The 16,342-nt window shown below is 71.1% G+C and carries 15 protein-coding genes and 1 other RNA gene; 3 read left to right on the top strand and 13 right to left on the bottom strand.

Features of this window, described 5'->3' with window-relative positions; all coding sequences use genetic code 11:
• The 3 genes from hemC to hemE all read right to left on the bottom strand — a co-directional run.
• On the bottom strand, window positions 1–704 hold a 704-nt coding region (gene hemC, locus EGM46_RS07430; protein ID WP_125099528.1), incomplete at its 3' end, for a hydroxymethylbilane synthase.
• Window positions 705–772: 68 nt separating this feature from the next.
• On the bottom strand, window positions 773–2,311 hold the full coding sequence (locus EGM46_RS07425) for a protoporphyrinogen/coproporphyrinogen oxidase (protein WP_125099515.1): 1,539 nt from the start codon (window positions 2,309–2,311) through the stop codon (window positions 773–775).
• Window positions 2,271–3,437 (bottom strand): uroporphyrinogen decarboxylase, encoded by a 1,167-nt coding sequence (gene hemE / locus EGM46_RS07420; protein ID WP_125099514.1) that lies wholly within the window; start codon window positions 3,435–3,437, stop codon window positions 2,271–2,273. The genes EGM46_RS07425 and hemE overlap by 41 nt, the downstream gene beginning before the upstream one ends.
• A gap of 55 nt (window positions 3,438–3,492) precedes the next feature.
• Between hemE and EGM46_RS07415 the strand changes: the two genes are divergently transcribed.
• Complete coding sequence (locus tag EGM46_RS07415; protein ID WP_431194070.1) at window positions 3,493–4,803, top strand: glutamyl-tRNA reductase; 1,311 nt, start codon at window positions 3,493–3,495, stop codon at window positions 4,801–4,803.
• Between the two features lie 235 nt (window positions 4,804–5,038).
• Entirely contained in the window at window positions 5,039–5,491 is a 453-nt protein-coding gene (locus EGM46_RS07410; protein WP_125099513.1) for an SRPBCC family protein, read from the top strand.
• 101 nt (window positions 5,492–5,592) lie between these two features.
• Here the strand turns inward: EGM46_RS07410 and ssrA are convergent.
• The 7 genes from ssrA to EGM46_RS07375 form a co-directional block, all read right to left on the bottom strand.
• Window positions 5,593–5,964, bottom strand: a transfer-messenger RNA (tmRNA) gene (gene ssrA, locus EGM46_RS07405).
• A 120-nt stretch (window positions 5,965–6,084) separates the two neighbouring features.
• Complete coding sequence (locus EGM46_RS07400; RefSeq protein ID WP_125099512.1) at window positions 6,085–6,711, bottom strand: TetR family transcriptional regulator; 627 nt, start codon at window positions 6,709–6,711, stop codon at window positions 6,085–6,087.
• A gap of 36 nt (window positions 6,712–6,747) precedes the next feature.
• The gene (smpB, locus tag EGM46_RS07395; protein ID WP_125099511.1) at window positions 6,748–7,224 is read right to left on the bottom strand and encodes an SsrA-binding protein SmpB; all 477 of its coding nucleotides are present in this window, start codon (window positions 7,222–7,224) and stop codon (window positions 6,748–6,750) included.
• A gap of 175 nt (window positions 7,225–7,399) precedes the next feature.
• A complete protein-coding gene (ftsX, locus tag EGM46_RS07390) occupies window positions 7,400–8,314 on the bottom strand; it encodes a permease-like cell division protein FtsX (RefSeq protein ID WP_125099510.1) in 915 nt (304 codons plus the stop codon).
• Window positions 8,311–9,564 (bottom strand): cell division ATP-binding protein FtsE, encoded by a 1,254-nt coding sequence (gene ftsE, locus EGM46_RS07385; RefSeq protein ID WP_125099509.1) that lies wholly within the window; start codon window positions 9,562–9,564, stop codon window positions 8,311–8,313. The genes ftsX and ftsE overlap by 4 nt, the downstream gene beginning before the upstream one ends.
• A 113-nt stretch (window positions 9,565–9,677) precedes the next feature.
• A complete protein-coding gene (gene prfB, locus EGM46_RS07380; protein WP_125099508.1) occupies window positions 9,678–10,784 on the bottom strand; it encodes a peptide chain release factor 2 in 1,107 nt (368 codons plus the stop codon).
• A gap of 66 nt (window positions 10,785–10,850) precedes the next feature.
• A complete protein-coding gene (locus EGM46_RS07375; protein WP_125099507.1) occupies window positions 10,851–12,290 on the bottom strand; it encodes a PLP-dependent aminotransferase family protein in 1,440 nt (479 codons plus the stop codon).
• 62 nt (window positions 12,291–12,352) lie between these two features.
• Between EGM46_RS07375 and EGM46_RS07370 the strand changes: the two genes are divergently transcribed.
• Entirely contained in the window at window positions 12,353–13,009 is a 657-nt protein-coding gene (locus EGM46_RS07370; protein ID WP_125099506.1) for a YczE/YyaS/YitT family protein, read from the top strand.
• Window positions 13,010–13,078: 69 nt separating this feature from the next.
• Here EGM46_RS07370 and EGM46_RS07365 read toward each other — a convergent pair whose 3' ends face one another.
• From EGM46_RS07365 to EGM46_RS07355, 3 genes are all read right to left on the bottom strand, one after another.
• Complete coding sequence (locus EGM46_RS07365) at window positions 13,079–14,500, bottom strand: APC family permease (RefSeq protein WP_206427531.1); 1,422 nt, start codon at window positions 14,498–14,500, stop codon at window positions 13,079–13,081.
• Between the two features lie 181 nt (window positions 14,501–14,681).
• Complete coding sequence (locus tag EGM46_RS07360) at window positions 14,682–15,482, bottom strand: ABC transporter permease (RefSeq protein ID WP_125099505.1); 801 nt, start codon at window positions 15,480–15,482, stop codon at window positions 14,682–14,684.
• Window positions 15,479–16,342, bottom strand: a complete 864-nt coding sequence (locus EGM46_RS07355) for an ABC transporter permease (protein WP_125099504.1) — start codon at window positions 16,340–16,342, stop codon at window positions 15,479–15,481. The genes EGM46_RS07360 and EGM46_RS07355 overlap by 4 nt, the downstream gene beginning before the upstream one ends.

Below are 16,342 nucleotides of genomic sequence, written 5' to 3'. Positions count from 1 at the left end.
GCGCGGGCCTCCGCGTCGTCGAGCGCCGCGAGCGCCGCCTCGAGGTGCGCGACCCCGCGGTCGCTCTCGCGCGCCTCGATGGCGAGCGCCCCCTGCCCCGGGGCGGTCGGCACCGTCGCGAGCGGGAATCGCTCGGTGATCGCGTCGGCGAGGCCGGATCGGTCGAGCCCGGCCGCGGCGAGCACCACGGCGTCGAGGTCGCCGCCCACCCGGCCGAGGCGCGTATCGACGTTACCGCGGAGGTCGTGCACGGCGAGATCGGGTCGGGCGGCGCGCAGCTGCGCCGCGCGCCGCGGCGAGCCGGTGCCGACGTTCGCGCCGGCCGGCAGCTCGGACAGGCTGAGCCCATCGCGCGCGCACAGGGCGTCGCGCGCGTCGGCGCGCTCGGGGATCGCGCCGAGCCGGATGCCGGGGCACGGCCCGGTCGGCAGATCCTTCAGCGAGTGCACGGCGAGGTCGCACTCACCGGCCAGCAGCGCCTCGCGCAGCGCGCTCACGAACACGCCGGTGCCGCCGAGCTGCGACAGCGACTCGCGGGAGACATCGCCGTGCGTGGTGATCGTCACGAGGGCCACGTCGCAGCCGGTCGCCGCGGCGATCGCCTCGGACACCGTTGTGGTCTGCGCGATCGCGAGCCGGCTGCCGCGCGTGCCGACGCGGATCAGGCCGGGGCGCGCCGCCTCCTGGCCTGGCGCGCGGTACACGCGGCCGCGCGGCACGGCGCGGCGTGCGTCCCCTGAGGAGGTGTGGTGCGTGGCGTCGGGCTGGGAGATCACTCGTGGGGCCTTTCCGTGGCTGGGTCGGGGTGCGCCGTGCGCTGCGGCGCGGCTGGAACGGTGTGCGCGCACACGCCGTGCGCGGTGAGGAGTTCGCGCGCAACGCGCTGGGCCGCGGGGATCACGGCGGCGAAGCCGGCGCCCGAGCACCAGTCGCCCGCGAGCAGCACCCCGGCGGGCGGGATCAGCGCTGCGCGCTCGCCGCGCGCCGGCATCCGCCAGACGTGGCGCGCGATCCCCTGGACCGCGTCGCGCGGGAGCCGCGCCCCGAGGATCGCTCCGGCGTCGCGCAGCGCGAGGCCGAGCGCGGCCTCGTCGTCGAGCTCGCGCGTCGCTGGGGCCGCGCCGTCGCGCCCGTAGGAGAGACGCACAAGCTCGGTGTCCCGGTGCGTGGCGTGCGGCCACTTCCTGGAGATGTGGGTCAGGGCTTTCGCGGTGATCAGCGGCTGCGCCGGCTCCCCGCCGGGCGCACCTGCGTCGGCGTTCACGAGCGCCCCGGTGCCGCGCGGGGCGCGCACGAGCGGCGCGACCGCCTCGTGCGCGCGATCGAGCGCGAGCACGATCACCTCGACGGTGCTCTCGGTCTCCTGCTCGCCCGGCGCGCCGAGGATGGCGCGCGCGGCCGACTCCGGAACCGCGAGCACCACGGCGTCCGCGCGCGCGATCTCCCGCCCGGCCGCGTCGAGCACCGCGATGCCGCGCTCGGTGCCCTGGCCGGCGGTGTCAAGCGCGGCGACCGGCGAACCCGTGCAGAGCTCACCGCCGGCGCCGCGCACGGCGTCGGTGAGCGCGGTCACGAGCGTCGTCATCCCGCCGCGCAGGGTCGCAACGGCGCCGCCGGCTGCGCTCGTGCGTCCCCGCAGGGCACGCGCCCCGCGGGTCAGCGAGCCCGTACGCCGCAGCTCGGTTTCGAGGCCGGGGAGCACGCTGAGCGGCAACCGCTCGGGCGGGGCAGAGTACACGCCGAGCGCAACGGGGCGCACCAGCTTCTCGAGCACCGCCGATCCCGAGCGCGCGCGCACCAGCTCAGCGATCGTCGCGCTGTCGCGCCCGACTCGCGCCGGCAGCAGCGGTTCCGCCGCTGCGCGGAGCGTGCCGCGCGCACCGAGCACCTGCCGCGTCGCCCGCGCGAGCGGCGCGGCAGGGATCCCGAGCGTCCCCGCTGGCGGTAGGGGCGCTGCGGCCCCGTCCGCCGCGGCAACGAGCCAGGAGCCGAGCGGCGCTGGGGCGGCGCACTGCTCGGCGATCCCCAGCTCCCGCAGCAGCGCGGCAACGTGGCCGCCGCGCGTCGCGAAGGCCTCGGCGCCGATGTCGACCGTGCGCCCGGCAAGCTCGGCGCTCGCGATGCGGCCGCCGAACCGCGTGTCGCCCTCGAGCACGGTCACCGCGGCACCCGCCCGCGCGAGTTCGAGCGCGGCGACGAGCCCGGACACGCCGCCGCCAACCACGCTCACGCGGAGTGCGGCGCGCGCGGCTGCGGGGGTGGCCGCCGGGTCAGCTGGCATGTGTGAGCTCGACAATGCGGGTGAGGACATCGGGGTCCGCCTCGGGCGGCACGCCGTGGCCGAGGTTCAGCACGTGCCCGGGCGCGCGCTGCCCGCGCCGCAGCACCTCGGCGAGCTCGGCACGCAGCACCGCCTCGGGAGCGCCGAGGAAGGCCGGGTCAAGGTTCCCCTGCAGCGGCAGCCGGTCCCCCAGGCGCGCCGAGGCCTCGTCGAGCGGCGTGCGCCAGTCGACGCCGAGCGCGGTGGTACCGAGCTCCGCCATCGCCTCGAGCAGGTGCCCGGAGCCCACGGCGAAGTGGATCGTCGGCAGGGGCTGCCCGGCCGGGTCGCGCAGCTCGCGCACCGTGGCGAGCGCTGCGGCGGAGGCCGGCGCGACGTGCGCGCGGTAGTCGGCGACGCCGAGCGATCCGGCCCAGGAGTCGAACAGCTGCACGGCGCTCGCGCCAGCGGCCACCTGCGCCGCGAGGAACTCGCCGCTCAGCTCGGCCGTCCAGGCGAGGAGTTCGCGCCAGGTGTCGGGGTCGGCGTGCATGAGCGTCCGCGCGCGCAGGTGGTCGCGCGATGGGCCGCCCTCGACGAGGTACGCGGCGAGCGTGAACGGGGCGCCGGCGAATCCGATGAGCGGGGTGTCCCCGAGCTCCGCGACCGTGCGCTGCACCGCGTCCGTGATCGGCCCGATCGCCGCGCGCAGCCGCTCGGGCGTGAACTCGGCGCGGCACCACGCGACATCCTCGGCCGTGCGCACGGGCTGCGCGAAGACCGGGCCGCGCCCGGCGACGAGGTCGACGTCCACCCCGGCGAGCAGCAGCGGCACCACGATGTCGCTGAAGAAGACCGCGCCATCGACGCCGTGGCGGCGCACCGGCTGCAGCGTGATCTCGCTCGCCAGCTCGGGATCGAGGCACGCGTCGAGCATCCGGGTCGTCGCGCGGATCTCGCGGTACTCGGGCAGGGAGCGGCCGGCCTGGCGCATGAACCACACGGGTGTGCGCTCGGGGCGGTCGCCGCGCAGCGCGCGCACGAGCGGCGCGTTCGCGGTGCGGCCCGTGACGAGCGGGTGCTCGGCGGGGAGGGGGGACGGCGCCCCCGGATCCCCCGGCACGGTGTGGACGGTGTCGCGGGTGGTGGGCTCGGCGGAGGCTGGCTGCACGTTCATCAGACTGGATGGTACCCCACACATCTGATGTGAAAGATCAGATGTGTCCGATACGATGCATGTCGGCCCCACCGGACCACTGTACTTCGATCAGGAAGCCGCCATGCTGCTCGCCCTCTCTCTGGACCACCGAGGCTCAGCGCTCCCCATGCGCGAGGCCGTCGCGCGCCGCGAAGCGGAGATCACCTCCGAGTTCGCTGAGTTCTGCGCGGGATCGGTGGTGCTCGCCACCTGCAACCGCTTCGAGCTGTACCTCGATGCGGGGCACGACGCCCCGGAGTTCGCCGCGGCAGCGCTTGGCCGGCTCGCCAGGGTGGCCGATCTGCCCGAGGCCGAGCTCGCCGCCGCCGCGCGCGTCGCGAGCGACGTCGCCGCCGCCGAGCACCTGTTCGCGGTCGCGAGCGGGCTCGAGTCCGCCGCGCTCGGCGAGGAGGAGATCGCCGGCCAGGTGCGCCGCGCGCACTCGGCGGCGCGCTCGGCGCAGACGGTCACCGACCGGCTCGAGCGCGTGTTCCAGACCGCGACGCGCACCTCGCGCGCCGTCCGCGAGCGCACCGGCGTGCGCGAGGCCGGCCAGTCGCTCGTGCGGCTCGCGCTCGTCCTCGCGGAGCGGCGCATCGCCGCGTGGGAGGACGCCGAGGTGGTGCTCATCGGCACCGGCGCATACGCTGGCGCGACCGTCGCAGCGCTTCGCGACCGTGGGGCGCGCAGCATCAGCGTGCACTCGCCGTCCGGGCGGGCCGAGGCGTTCGCCGATTCGCACGGGCTCACCGCGGTCGCCCCGCACGCCGTCACGCAGGCGCTCGCTGCTGCCGACCTCGTCGTCGCGTGCAGCGCGGCGCAGGATCCCCTGCTCAGCGCCGCCGATTTCGCCCACCCGACCGCGCAGGAGCGGCTGCTGCTCGACCTCGGCATGCCGCGCAACATCGCCCCGGAGGTGGGCGCGCTGCCCGGGATCGAGCTGCTGGATCTCGACACGGTGGCACGCCACATCCCGATCCCCGAGCTCAGCGCCGAGGCCGAGGCGCGCTCGCTCGTGCGTGCCGCGGCCGCCGAGTTCGCGACCGATCAGGCCGAGCGCGCGATCGCCCCGACCGTGAGCACGCTGCGCGGGCACGTGCTCAGCATCCTGGAGGACGAGCTGTGCCGCGCGCGCAGGGGGCAGCCGGCTTCGGCGACGCCGGGCGCGGACGCCGAGGCTGACGCCGTTGCCGCCGAGGTGGAGGCGGCGCTGCGCCGCTTCACTGGCCGCCTGCTCCATGAGCCGACCACCCGTCTCCGAGCGCTCGCGCGCGCGGGCCGCGCGGATGAGGCGCAGGCGGCTGCGCACGCGCTCTTCGGCANCGCGCGCGGGCCGCGCGGATGAGGCGCAGGCGGCTGCGCACGCGCTCTTCGGCATCGAGCGCCCGGCCGGCTGACCCCGCCGCCCCGAGATCCCCCTCCCCACCCCCGCCCCCGGATCGGGGTCACTCCGGCAGGGTGTCGCGCAGCGAACGGGCCCGACACCCTGCCGGAGTGACCCCGATCCGCCGGGGGACGCGTGGCGGACGGCACCGGCGCGCTATGCTCGCCTCACCACACCCCGACGATCGGAGTCCCCCATGACCGGAGTCACCGCAGCAGGCATCGAGATCGATCGCACGACCACCGCCCAGCCGGCGGCGGTCTTCGCGGCGTTCAGCGAGGCCGAGTCCTTCGCACGCTGGTTCGGCGGCCCCGACGTCGAGGTCCCCGCCGACCGGCTCGACTTCACCGCGGAGGTGGGCCGCACCTGGGCGGCCACGATGATCCTGCCCGATGGCAACACCATCGATTGGGAGGGCCGCTTCGTCGAGGTCGACGCGCCGCACCGCTTCACGTTCACCCTCACCGACGAGCCCGGCCCCGATTCGCCGCAGGCACCCGTCTCGATCGGGATCATGCCGGCCGACGGCGGCGCGTCGATCCACCTCACGCAGGAGACCCCCGACTTCCCGCACGAGCAGAAGGCCGCGACCCTCGAGGGGTGGCAGCTGTTCATCGACGAGGTGCTCTCCATCGCCGAGGCCGCATAGGCACCGGCCGCGCGCCGCGCAGCGCGCACGCCGCCACACACACGAGGGCCCCAGATCAGCGATCTGGGGCCCTCGGTCATTCCATGGTGTGATGCGAACACTGGTGGAGCCGCGGGGAATTGAACCCCGGTCCACTTCGATGATTCCATGCCTTCTACGGGTGTAGTTCGTGCAAGCGTTCTACTCGGCCCCGCACTGTGTCACGAACACCTAGTACGACAGGCCCAGCCTCAGAAAAAGTCCCCACACGCCCTGAGACTCAGCGTGCGAGCAAGCCCTCTAGATGACGCCAGGAAACCGGGGCGAAGGCACACCCGGCCTGACGGACTCGGTCTCGTGCTTAGGCAGCGAGAGCGAAGTCGGTGCGCTTAGAAGTTGCACCTATTGTTTGCGAAGGGCGTTAACGAGATAACTCCGCGTCCTCGACCCGCTTCTCACAGTCTCAAATCGACGTGTCGAATCCGATCGGCCCCCTGTGTCACCGCACGCGGCGCACACTTGGGGTATTCGCATCACACTGTGGAATTGTCACCCGGCGCGAACGCCGGAACACTCATTCTAGCACCGCCGATGCCCCGCCGCCCAGACTCCGCTCACAGCGGATCACGCAGGCCGAGCGACCACTGGCACACATCGGCGACGAAGCCGCCGTACGCGGGGTCCTCGCTCACGGCGGGGCTGTTCGCGTAGGCCCCAAGCCCGTCGACCGCCATCCAGATCCGGACGCACGCGGCCTGGGGATCCGGCGCGGCGAACTCCCCCGCGGAGTTCCCCGCCTCGATGAGCGCGACGAGCCGCTCCTCGTCGAGCCGCTCCTGCTGCGCGATCGCGTCGGCGAGCGCCGGCTGGAACCGCGCGAGGTGGCGCGCGTTCAGCCACAGCCGGCCGAGCACCCGCGCCTCGGGGCTCTCCGCGCGGGCGACGAACTCGGCGAGCCTGGCCAGCGGGGATCCCGAGCTCTCGAAGAGCCGATCACGCTCGCGCGACACCGCGCGCGCGAACGCCGCCCCGACGAGCTCCCCAACCGCCGGGAAGTAGTGCCCGATCAGTCCGGGACGCACCCCGAGCCCCGCGGCGACCTCGCGCAGCGTGATCCGCTCGAGGCCATCGGCCAGCGCGATGCGCGCGGCCTCGGCGAGGATCTCCTCGCGCCGCTCATCGGGATCCTTGCGGACGCGCAGCCCGCGGTCGCCGGCGGAGCCGGTCACTGGCGCCGACATCAGCGCCCCGACCGCTCGGCACCGCACCGCATCGAGCTAGTCGCCCATCTGGTTGCGCTGGCGCATCGCGCGCTCAGCCTCGCGGGTGTCCTGGCGCTCGCGCAGCGTCTGCCGCTTGTCGTACTCCTTCTTGCCCTTCGCGAGGGCGATCTCCACCTTCGCGCGGCCGTCAAGGAAGTACAGGCGCAGCGGCACGATCGTCATGCCGCCCTCGCGGGTCTTCTGGTACAGCTTGTCGATCTGCTGGCGGTGCAGCAGGAGCTTGCGCTTGCGGCGCGGCGCGTGGTTCGTCCACGAGCCGTTCAGGTACTCGGGGATGTACGCCGCGTCGAGCCAGGCCTCCCCGCGCTCGATGAACACGTAGCCGTCGACGAGCGACGCGCGTCCCATGCGGAGCGACTTCACCTCGCTTCCGGTGAGCACCATCCCGGCCTCGTAGGTGTCGAGGATGTGGTACTCGTGCCTGGCCTTCTTGTTCGAGGCGATCAGCTTCTCGCCGGTCTCCTTTGGCATGGTCACATCCTCTCTCGGGTGGTGCGGGTCGTGCGCGGCTCTTTCGACCAGCGCGCAGCCAGCGCGCGCAAGGATCCAGCCTAGCGGAGCGCGAGATGCACCGCACCTCGCGCTCCCCAGGCGATCCAGGCAATCCAGGCAATCCAGGCGATCCTGGCGTCTCGCCGCCGCTCCGCTACACGCGGAGGTAGCGCGTGATCGCGATCTTCGCCGCGATCGCGGAGAGCAGCACGCCGACGAGGATCAGGATCGGGGGCACCACGAGCGACTGTTCGACGGTGATGTAGCTCGTGAACGGCACTTCCTTCACGAGGAAGCCCTGCACGAAGAACTTCACAATCGCCACGGAGGCGGCGCTCGCGAGCACCGCGCCGATCAGTGCGGCGATGATGCCCTCCAGGATGAACGGGGTCTGGATGAACCGGTTCGATGCGCCGACGAGTCGCATGATCCCGATCTCCCGGCGCCGCGAGTAGGCGGACAGCCTGATCGTCGTCGAGATCAGCAGCATCGCGGCGACGAGCATGAGGCCGGCGATCGCGATCGCCGTGTAGCTCGCCACCCCGAGGAACAGGAAGATCCGGTCCAGCAGGCTGCGCTGGTCGGACACGCTCTGCACGCCGGGGATCCCGGTGAAGGTCTCCGTGATGATGTCGGATCGCGAGGGATCGGTGAGCTTCACCCAGAACGTCTGGTTCAGCTGCTCGGGCTTCGTGATGTCCACGATCGGGTTGCCCTCGAACTGCTTCGTGAACTCCTCGTACGCCTCCTCGTGGGTCACGAAGAAGAAGTCCTGGACGTACGGGGCGAGCGTGTCAGACTTCAGCGCGGCCTCCACCGCGGCGATCTCTTCCTCCCCCGCGTCGGTGCCCGAGCACGTCGCGCTCTGATCGGCGTCGGTGCAGAGGTAGACCGCCACCTGGGCGCGGTCGTACCAGAACGTCTTCATCTGCTGCACCTGCAGCTGCATGATGATCGCGGCGCCGACGAAGGTGAGCGAGACGAACGTCACGAGGATCACCGAGATGACCACCGACATGTTGCGGCGCAGGCCGTTCCAGACCTCGCCGAGTACGAGTCCAACCCTCATCGCACCGGCCCCACATCTGTCTGATCGTCGTCGTTGCGGTCGAGCCCGAGGTGCGCGGCGAGGTTGCCGGTCTCGGACATTTCAATGGGATCGAGCGGCCGTCCCGGATCGAGGAAGGCGGGGATCCGCTTCGCCTGCGGGCCGGCGTCGGCGCGCACGGTCTGATCGAGGTCGGTGCCGTCGATCTCCTCGTCGATGGGGCCGAACGGCTGCGGTTCCTCGAACACCGATGCCTCGGGGCCGCGCGGCTCGGGCACTTCGGGCGCGGCAGGATCGGGAGCCGCGGCCTGATCCAGCACTGCTGGATCCTGCTCAGCCGGATCCTGCTCAGCCGGATCCTGCTCAGCCTGATCCAGCACTGCCGGAACCTGCTCAGCCGGATCCTGCGCCGTCTCCGCGCTCTCCGTCGCCGTGGCAGCCCCGCCAGCGAGCGCCGCGGCACCCGCGGTCGCTGCCGCCGCCGCGCGTGCGATCTCCTCGGGCGCAAGCGCTGCGCGCACCACGGCCTCGGTGGTGCGGAGCACCTGCACGCCAGCGGCGGAGAGGTCGGCGACCGGGATCGACGCGGTCTCGCCGTAGCCGCCGCCCACCTCGTCGCGCACGATGACGCCCTGGGACAGCTCGACCACGCGCTGCTGCATGATGTCAACGAAGGTGGCCTCGTGTGTGGCCATGACCACCGTGGTGCCCGCCGCGTTGATGGCGCGGAGCAGCTGCATGATGCCGAGGCTCGTGGCCGGGTCCAGGTTGCCGGTCGGCTCGTCCGCGAGCAGGATGGCCGGCTTGTTGACGATCGCGCGCGCGATGGCGACGCGCTGCTGCTCGCCGCCCGAGAGCTCGTGCGGGAAGCGCTTCGCCTTGTTCGCGAGGCCGACGAGCTCCAGCGTGTCGGGCACGGCCTCCTGGATGAAGCCGCGCGACTTGCCGATCACCTGCAGCGAGAAGGCGACGTTGTCGTACACGGTCTTGTTCGTGAGCAGGCGGAAGTCCTGGAACACGGTGCCGAGGTTGCGCCGGAAATACGGCACCTTCCGCGAGGAGATCTTGCTGAGGTCCTGCCCCAGCACGTGGATCGTGCCGCTGCTCGGCTGGTCCTCGCGCAGGATCAGGCGCAGGCAGCTCGACTTGCCCGAACCGGACGCGCCAACGATGAACACAAACTCGCCACGGTCGACCTGCAGGTCGATACCGTCGAGCGCTGGTTTCGCGGTGCCCCGGTACTTCTTGGTGACGTTCTCAAAGAGGATCATGACAGTTCGACCCTACGCCTCCCGCGCGCGCGGACGCTGCAGGCGCGCTGGGACACGCGGTGACCGCCAGGTTTCGGGGAGGCGAACGCTGCGCGCGCCTGCCCCGCGCCGCACTAGTCCTTGCTGAGCGAGCGCCAGCGGATGCCGGCCGCGATGAAGCCGTCGAGATCACCGTCGAACACCGCGTCGGGCTGCGACGACTCGTGTCCGGTGCGAAGGTCCTTGACGAGCTGCTGGCCGTACAGGAAGTACGAGCGGATCTGGTCGCCCCAGCTCGCGGTGACGCTGCCGGCGAGCTCCTTCTTCTTCGCGGCCTCCTGCTCGCGCTGCAGCAGGAGCAGGCGCGTCTGCAGCACGCGCATCGCGGCAGCGCGGTTCTGGATCTGCGACTTCTCGTTCTGCATCGAGACGACGATGCCGGTCGGGATGTGCGTGAGGCGCACCGCAGAGTCGGTGGTGTTGACCGACTGGCCGCCCGGACCAGACGAGCGGTACACGTCGACGCGGATCTCGTTCTCCGGGATCTCCACCTCGGTGGCCTCCTCGAGGAGCGGGATCACCTCGACGCCGGCGAAACTGGTCTGGCGCTTGTCCGCCGAGCCGAAGGGGCTGATGCGCGCGAGGCGGTGCGTGCCGGCCTCCACTGAGAGCGTGCCGAACGCGTAGGGTGCGTCGACCTCGAAGGTGGCCGACTTGATCCCGGCGCCCTCCGCGTACGACGTGTCCATCATCTTCGTCGGGTAGCCGCGGTGCTCGGCCCAGCGCAGGTACATGCGCAGCAGCATCTCGGCGAAGTCGGTCGCATCGTCGCCGCCGGCGCCCGAGCGGATCGTCACGACGGCCGCGCGCTCGTCGTACTCCCCCGAGAGCATGGTCTGCACTTCAAGGTCCTGCACGACGGCCTCGAGCGCTGCGAGCTCCTCCGTCGCCTCGCGCGCGGAGTCCTCGTCCTCGGCCTCGAGCGCCAGCTCAACGAGCACCTCGAGGTCGTCGAGTCGCGCTTCGACGCCGCGCACGCGCTTCACACGCGCCTGGCGGTGCGACAGCCCGCTCGTCACCTGCTGGGCGGCAGCCGGGTCGTCCCACAGGTCGGGGGCCGCGGCCTGCTCCTCGAGCTCGGCGATCTCGCGATCGAGCTTGTCGAGGTCGATCACGGCGGCGATGTCGGCGTAGGTCGCGCGCAGCGAACGGATGCGGGCGCTGAAATCAAGTTCGAGCATGATCCCCGAGTCTACTGCCCTACACCCCTGCTCCGGCATCGCTTCCCCGCAGCGGACCGCGCGGGATCAGATGACCGCTTCGGCCTCGTGCCGCACGGGGGCGGCGGCCGGCGCGGCCCCGCGCGCCGCAGCGAGCACGTCGACCGCGGAAAGCAGCTCGGCCTCGGGCGCGGTGAACGGGAGGCGCACGAAGCGCTCGAAGACGCCTGGGCTCCCGAAGCGCGGCCCCGGCGTGAGCCGCACGCCCCGCCGCGCCGCCTCGCGACTCAGTGCGGTGCTCCGCTGCTCGCCGATGTCCACCCAGGTGCACACGCCGCCGACCGCGGGGCTCGCCGCCCAGCCGGGGAGCCGTGCCGCGAGCTGCTCGGTGAGCAGGCGATGCTTCACGGTGAGCTCACGGCTCCGGTCGGCGAGCACCTCGTCGTAGTGCTCCAGCGCGAGGGCCGCCGTGGCCTGCTCCCAGGCCCCCGTTCCGAGATCGCTGACGCGCCGCGCCGCCTCCAGGCGGCCGATCAGCTCGGGCGTCGCCCGAATCCAGCCGACGCGCAGTCCGCCCCACACGGTCTTGCCGAGGGAGCCGACCGTGATGATCGCGTCGCGCTGGTGCGGCAGCTCGGCCGCCGCCGCGAACGGCTCGATGAGGCGCTGCTCCCCGAGCACGAGCTCCGCGGTGGTCTCGTCGGCGATCACGTGCGTGCCGGCGGCGCTCAGCGCGTGGATGAGGCGGCCGCGCAGCTCGCGCGGCATGCTGAGCCCGGTCGGGTTGTGGTGGTCCGGGATCAGGTAGGCGAGGCGAGGCGCCACGCGCGACGCGATGTCGAGCATCGACGCGGCGTCGTAGTCGCGTGGCCCGACCGGCAGCTCGGCGACGAGCGCCCCGGTTGCGGCGAGCGCTTCCCGCGCGTGCGGGTAGCTGGGCGATTCGATGAGCGCGCGGTCGCCGCGCGCGAGCAGGGTGCGCGCGATGAGGAAGATGGCGTGCTGCGCGCCGAGCGTCACCATGATGTGCTCTGGCGAGGTGGGGAGCCCGCGCCGGGTGAAGCGCTCGGCGATGGCCTGCCGCAGTTCGGGCAGCCCGACGGTGTCGTACCCCGGCTGCGCGAACAGTCCGGGGAACTCGGAGCTGACGCGCGCGCCCAGCTCGGGAAGCCCGGCCCAGGCGGCCGGGCAGGCGGTGGAGAGATCGATCCGCGGCGCTCCCCCCGGCTCCTGCAGCGCGAGCCCCGGCTCGGGGCGCGGCGCGCGCACCACCGTGCCGGATCCGCGCCGCGAGAGCGCGGTGCCGTTCTCGCGGAGGCGGCGGTATCCGGCCGCGACCGTGGTGCGGCTCACTCCGAGCGCTTCGGCGAGCGGCCGCTCGGCGGGCAGCGCGGTTCCCGCGGTGATGGCCCCATCGCGCACGAGCAGCCCGATGCTGTCGCTCAGTTCCTCGTAGCCGTGGCCGGAGCCGCGCCACTCGCCGAGCAGGTGCGAGAGGCGGCGTGCGGTGAGGCGCTGCGCGATCATGGGGCCACTATACGCGGATTGGCATCTTGAGCACCAGGCCAAAATGAAGTGGACTGATCACTATGTTTGCACGACTGTCACGTCTCATCCCCGGTCTCCTCCTCTACGGCATCGCGGACGCCTTCATGATTCGCGCCGCCGTTGGCGTGGACTCCTGGACCGTCTTCGCGCAGGGCGTCGCCCTGCACACCGGGCTGAGCATCGGCATTCTCACGAACATCATCGGGCTCTGCGTGCTGCTGCTCTGGATCCCGCTCCGCCAGCGCCCCGGCCTCGGCACGATCCTCAACATCCTGCTCGTCGGCCCGGGCATCGACCTCGGCCTGTGGCTGCTCCCGGCCCCCGAGGCGCTGTGGGCGCGCATCGCGTTCTTCGCGACCGGGCTCGTGCTGCTCGCCGTCGCGAGCGGCATCTACATCGGCGCGCACCTCGGCCCCGGCCCGCGCGATGGCCTCATGACCGGGATCCACGCCCGCTTCGGCACGCCGCTCTGGATCGGCCGCACGGGTGTCGAGCTCACCGTGCTGCTGATCGGCTGGCTGCTCGGAGGCAACGTCGGCCTCGGCACGGTCGCCTTCGCGCTGCTGATCGGACCGCTGTGCGGGATCACGCTGCCGCTCTTCGATCCCGTGCGCCGGCGCGCGGACCGGGACGCACGCGCCGCGGCGCGCGAGGCGCGCTCCGCGCAGGCGACGGGCGAGATCCCCATCCCGGCGTAGGCTCCCGCCTCCATGCACGCAGCGGCCCCCGCGGATCACTCCGCGGGGGCCGCTGCGTGCACACGGAACCTAGTCGAGCTCGTCGACCGGCACCTTGTTGTAGCCGGTCACCGGCTGGCTCTCGTCGAAGCCGGCGACCTTCTGGCGGAAGCCCTTCGTGAGGAACACGAGGTAGGCGAGGCCGATCAGGGTCCAGGCGATGCCGCCGATCAGCGCGTCAGCGTGGAGGTTCGCCCACAGCACGCCGGTGAGCGCCGTGCCGATGCCCGGCATGATGATGAACTTGAAGATGTCGCCGGGGGTCTTGCGGCGGCCCTGGCGGATCGCGAACCAGGCGATCACCGAGAGGTTCACGAAGGTGAACGCGATGAGCGCGCCGTAGTTGATGAACGCGGCGATCATCTCGAGCGTGAACGCGATCGCGAGGAGGCACACCGCGCCGGTGAGCACGATGTTGAAGGTGGGGGTGTGCGTCTTCGGGTTGATGTAGCCGAAGAACTTCTTCGGGAGCACGTTGTTGCGGCCCATCACGAGCAGCATGCGCGACACGGAAGCGTGCGAGGCGAGGCCCGAAGCGAGCGTCGCCGCGAAGCCCGCGGCGGTGAGCACGGCCTGCAGCACGGGGCCGCCGACGAAGTCACCGATGAGCGGCAGGGTCGAGTCCTCGACGTACTGCATGTCCCCGCCGGGCGCGAACACGTTCCAGTCCGGGAAGCGGAGCTGCGTGAAGTAGCCGGCGATCAGGAAGATCGCGCCTCCCAGCACGACGGTGAGGAGGATAGCCCGCGGCACGATCTTCGGGCTCTTCGCCTCCTCGACGTACATCGTCACGGCGTCGAAGCCGATGAAGGAGAAGCAGACGATCGTGGCGCCCATGAGCACGGCGCCCATGGTGACCCCATCGTGGATGAAGGGCTGCATCGAGGCGACCGTGCCGACACCCTCGCCGCCGGCGAGCTGCGCCCACACCATCACGACGAAGACGGTCATGACGACGATCGAGAAGACCAGCAGGATCATGTTGATGTTCGAGGTGCCGCGCATCGTGAGGTAGATGACGCCGGTGACGAGGATGCAGTACAGCACCACCCAGATCCAGCCGGGGATGCCGGGGAACACTGCTTCGAGGTAGCTGCGGATGATGAGGCAGTTGACCATCGGCAGGAGCATGTAGTCGATGAGCGAGGTCCAGCCGACCATGAAGCCGACGTTCGGGTGCATCGACTCCTTCACGTACGTGTACGCGGAGCCGGCGCTCGGGATCGCCCCGGCCATCTTGCCGTAGCTGACCGCGGTGAACACCATCACGATGAGCGCGACGAGGTACGCGAGCGGCACGACATTGTTCGTGTCTCGTGCCACCATGCCGAAGGTGTCGAAGACCACGGTCGGAGTCATGTAGCCGAGGCCAAGGCCGACGATCGCCCACAGCCCGAGATTCCGCTTGAGAGACCCGCCGCGCTTCGCAGCGGGCATCAACGTCTTTGTCATGTGCTCTCCTCACAAACAACAGATCGCACGGGGCCTCTGCGCCTCGCTGCGACATGGGATGGCTGAGATTGCATCCCGCCGGCACTTATCCTGCACCCGCGCACCCCCCGACGCAAAAGGACACCCGAGGTGCCGAAGAATATTCGGCACCTCGGGTGCGGAGCTGTCGCGGATCGCGGTGCTACTGCCGCTGGAGCCGCTTCTGCTTGTTGATGTTCACCATCTGCACGATGATCACGAGCGCGAGCGCCCCGAAGAACACGATCGACGCGAGCACGTTGGCCTGCGCAGGCACGCCCTTCAGCGCCGACACGTAGATGAACTTCGGGAAGGTGGTCGCCGTGCCCGAGTTGAAGTTCGTGATGATGAAGTCATCGAACGACAGTGCGAAGCTCAGCAGCGCTGCACCGATGATGCCGGGCATGAGCATGGGCAGGGTGATGCGCCAGAACACCTGGCCGGGCGACGCGTAGAGATCCCGCCCTGCTTCCTCGATCGCCGGGTTCAGGCTCGCGACACGCGCCTTCACCGCGACCACGACGTAGGAGATGCAGAACATCGTGTGCGCGAGGATGATCGTGCCGAGGCCCTTCTCCACGCCGGCGAGCAGGAACTGCGCGGCCAGGCCGGCGCCCAGCACCACCTCGGGGGTGGCCATCGGGGTGAACAGCAGCAGGCTGATCGTCGAGCGGAACTTGAAGCGGTACCGCACGAGCGCGAGCGCGATCATGGTGCCGAGCACCGTCGCGATCACCGTCGCGACGACGCCGACGAGGATCGAGTTCCCGAACGCCGTGCACACCTGCGGTGCGCCGCAGGGGTTCTGCCAGTTGTCGAGCGTGAAGCCGCGCCACAGGATGTTGTTGCGGCCAGCGTCGTTGAACGAGAACACGATCACGTGCACGATCGGGATCAGCAGGTAGATGAGTGCAATTGAGGCAACGACGGGCACGAACGCCTTGCCGAGAGTAAAGCCCTTCACAGCAGATCCTCCGCCCCGCTCTTGCGCACATAGCTCGCGACGATCACGAGGATCACGACCATCAGGATGATCGACAGCGTCGCGGCCATCGGATAGTTCTGGGTTTGCAGGAAGTTCGACTCGATCACGTTGCCGATCATGGTGGTCGACGTGCCACCCAGGAACTCCCTGGACGCGTTCACGTAGTCACCCGACATCGGGATGAAGCTGAGCAGCGTCCCGGACACCACGCCGGGCATCGAGAGCGGCAGCGTGACGCGCCGGAACGTGGTCACCGGCGACGCGTACAGATCCGATCCGGCCTCCAGGAGCCGCAGGTCGAGCGCCTGCAGCGAGGAGAACATGGGCAGCACCATGAACGGGATGAAGTTGTACACGAGACCGAAGATCACCGAGAAGTGCGTGCCGACGAGCTCGCTCGGCAGGATCGACTTCCACGCGAGGGTGCGCAGCAGGAAGCTGATGAAGAACGGCGCGACCACGAGGATCAGCAGGATCCCCTGCAGCATGGGCCGCGAGCGCACCTTCACGCCGATGAGGTAGGCCACCGGGTAGCTGATGCACAGCCCGATGATCGTCGCGACGATCGCGTAGATGAAGGATCGCAGGAGGTGCGGCCAGTACTCCTGGAGCGCCGCCCAGTAGTTCGAGAACTGCAGCGCAGCGACGTACTGCCCGATCCCGCCGCTGTCGGCCGGGGCCTGCAGCGAGGTGAGCGCGAGCTGCACGAACGGGGCGACGAAGAACAGCAGCATGTAGGCGATGCCGGGGGCGAGCAGCAGGAGCGCGATCCAGCCCCGCTTCCGCGGAGCTTGCTCGACGACCTTCGTCGGGCCGCCGGAGAAGGCGGTGAAAGCCAT

The sequence above is a fragment of the Leucobacter chromiireducens genome, from assembly GCF_003917135.1.
Taxonomy (GTDB): Bacteria; Actinomycetota; Actinomycetes; order Actinomycetales; family Microbacteriaceae; genus Leucobacter; species Leucobacter chromiireducens_A.
Note: the sequence above shows the minus strand (reverse complement) of the source record. Positions and strands in the feature narration are given on the sequence as shown.

Coding starts and splice junctions, on each gene's coding strand:
- ftsE (WP_125099509.1), bottom strand. CDS start 9,564: ATGATCCTCTTTGAGAACGTCACCAAGAAGTACCGGGGCACCGCGAAA.
- hemE (WP_125099514.1), bottom strand. CDS start 3,437: ATGAACGTGCAGCCAGCCTCCGCCGAGCCCACCACCCGCGACACCGTC.
- EGM46_RS07400 (WP_125099512.1), bottom strand. CDS start 6,711: ATGTCGGCGCCAGTGACCGGCTCCGCCGGCGACCGCGGGCTGCGCGTC.
- prfB (WP_125099508.1), bottom strand. CDS start 10,784: ATGCTCGAACTTGATTTCAGCGCCCGCATCCGTTCGCTGCGCGCGACC.
- EGM46_RS07370 (WP_125099506.1), top strand. CDS start 12,353: ATGTTTGCACGACTGTCACGTCTCATCCCCGGTCTCCTCCTCTACGGC.
- EGM46_RS07365 (WP_206427531.1), bottom strand. CDS start 14,500: ATGACAAAGACGTTGATGCCCGCTGCGAAGCGCGGCGGGTCTCTCAAG.
- EGM46_RS07355 (WP_125099504.1), bottom strand. CDS start 16,342: ATGGCTTTCACCGCCTTCTCCGGCGGCCCGACGAAGGTCGTCGAGCAA.
- EGM46_RS07410 (WP_125099513.1), top strand. CDS start 5,039: ATGACCGGAGTCACCGCAGCAGGCATCGAGATCGATCGCACGACCACC.
- EGM46_RS07375 (WP_125099507.1), bottom strand. CDS start 12,290: ATGATCGCGCAGCGCCTCACCGCACGCCGCCTCTCGCACCTGCTCGGC.
- smpB (WP_125099511.1), bottom strand. CDS start 7,224: ATGCCAAAGGAGACCGGCGAGAAGCTGATCGCCTCGAACAAGAAGGCC.
- EGM46_RS07425 (WP_125099515.1), bottom strand. CDS start 2,311: ATGTCCTCACCCGCATTGTCGAGCTCACACATGCCAGCTGACCCGGCG.
- ftsX (WP_125099510.1), bottom strand. CDS start 8,314: ATGAGGGTTGGACTCGTACTCGGCGAGGTCTGGAACGGCCTGCGCCGC.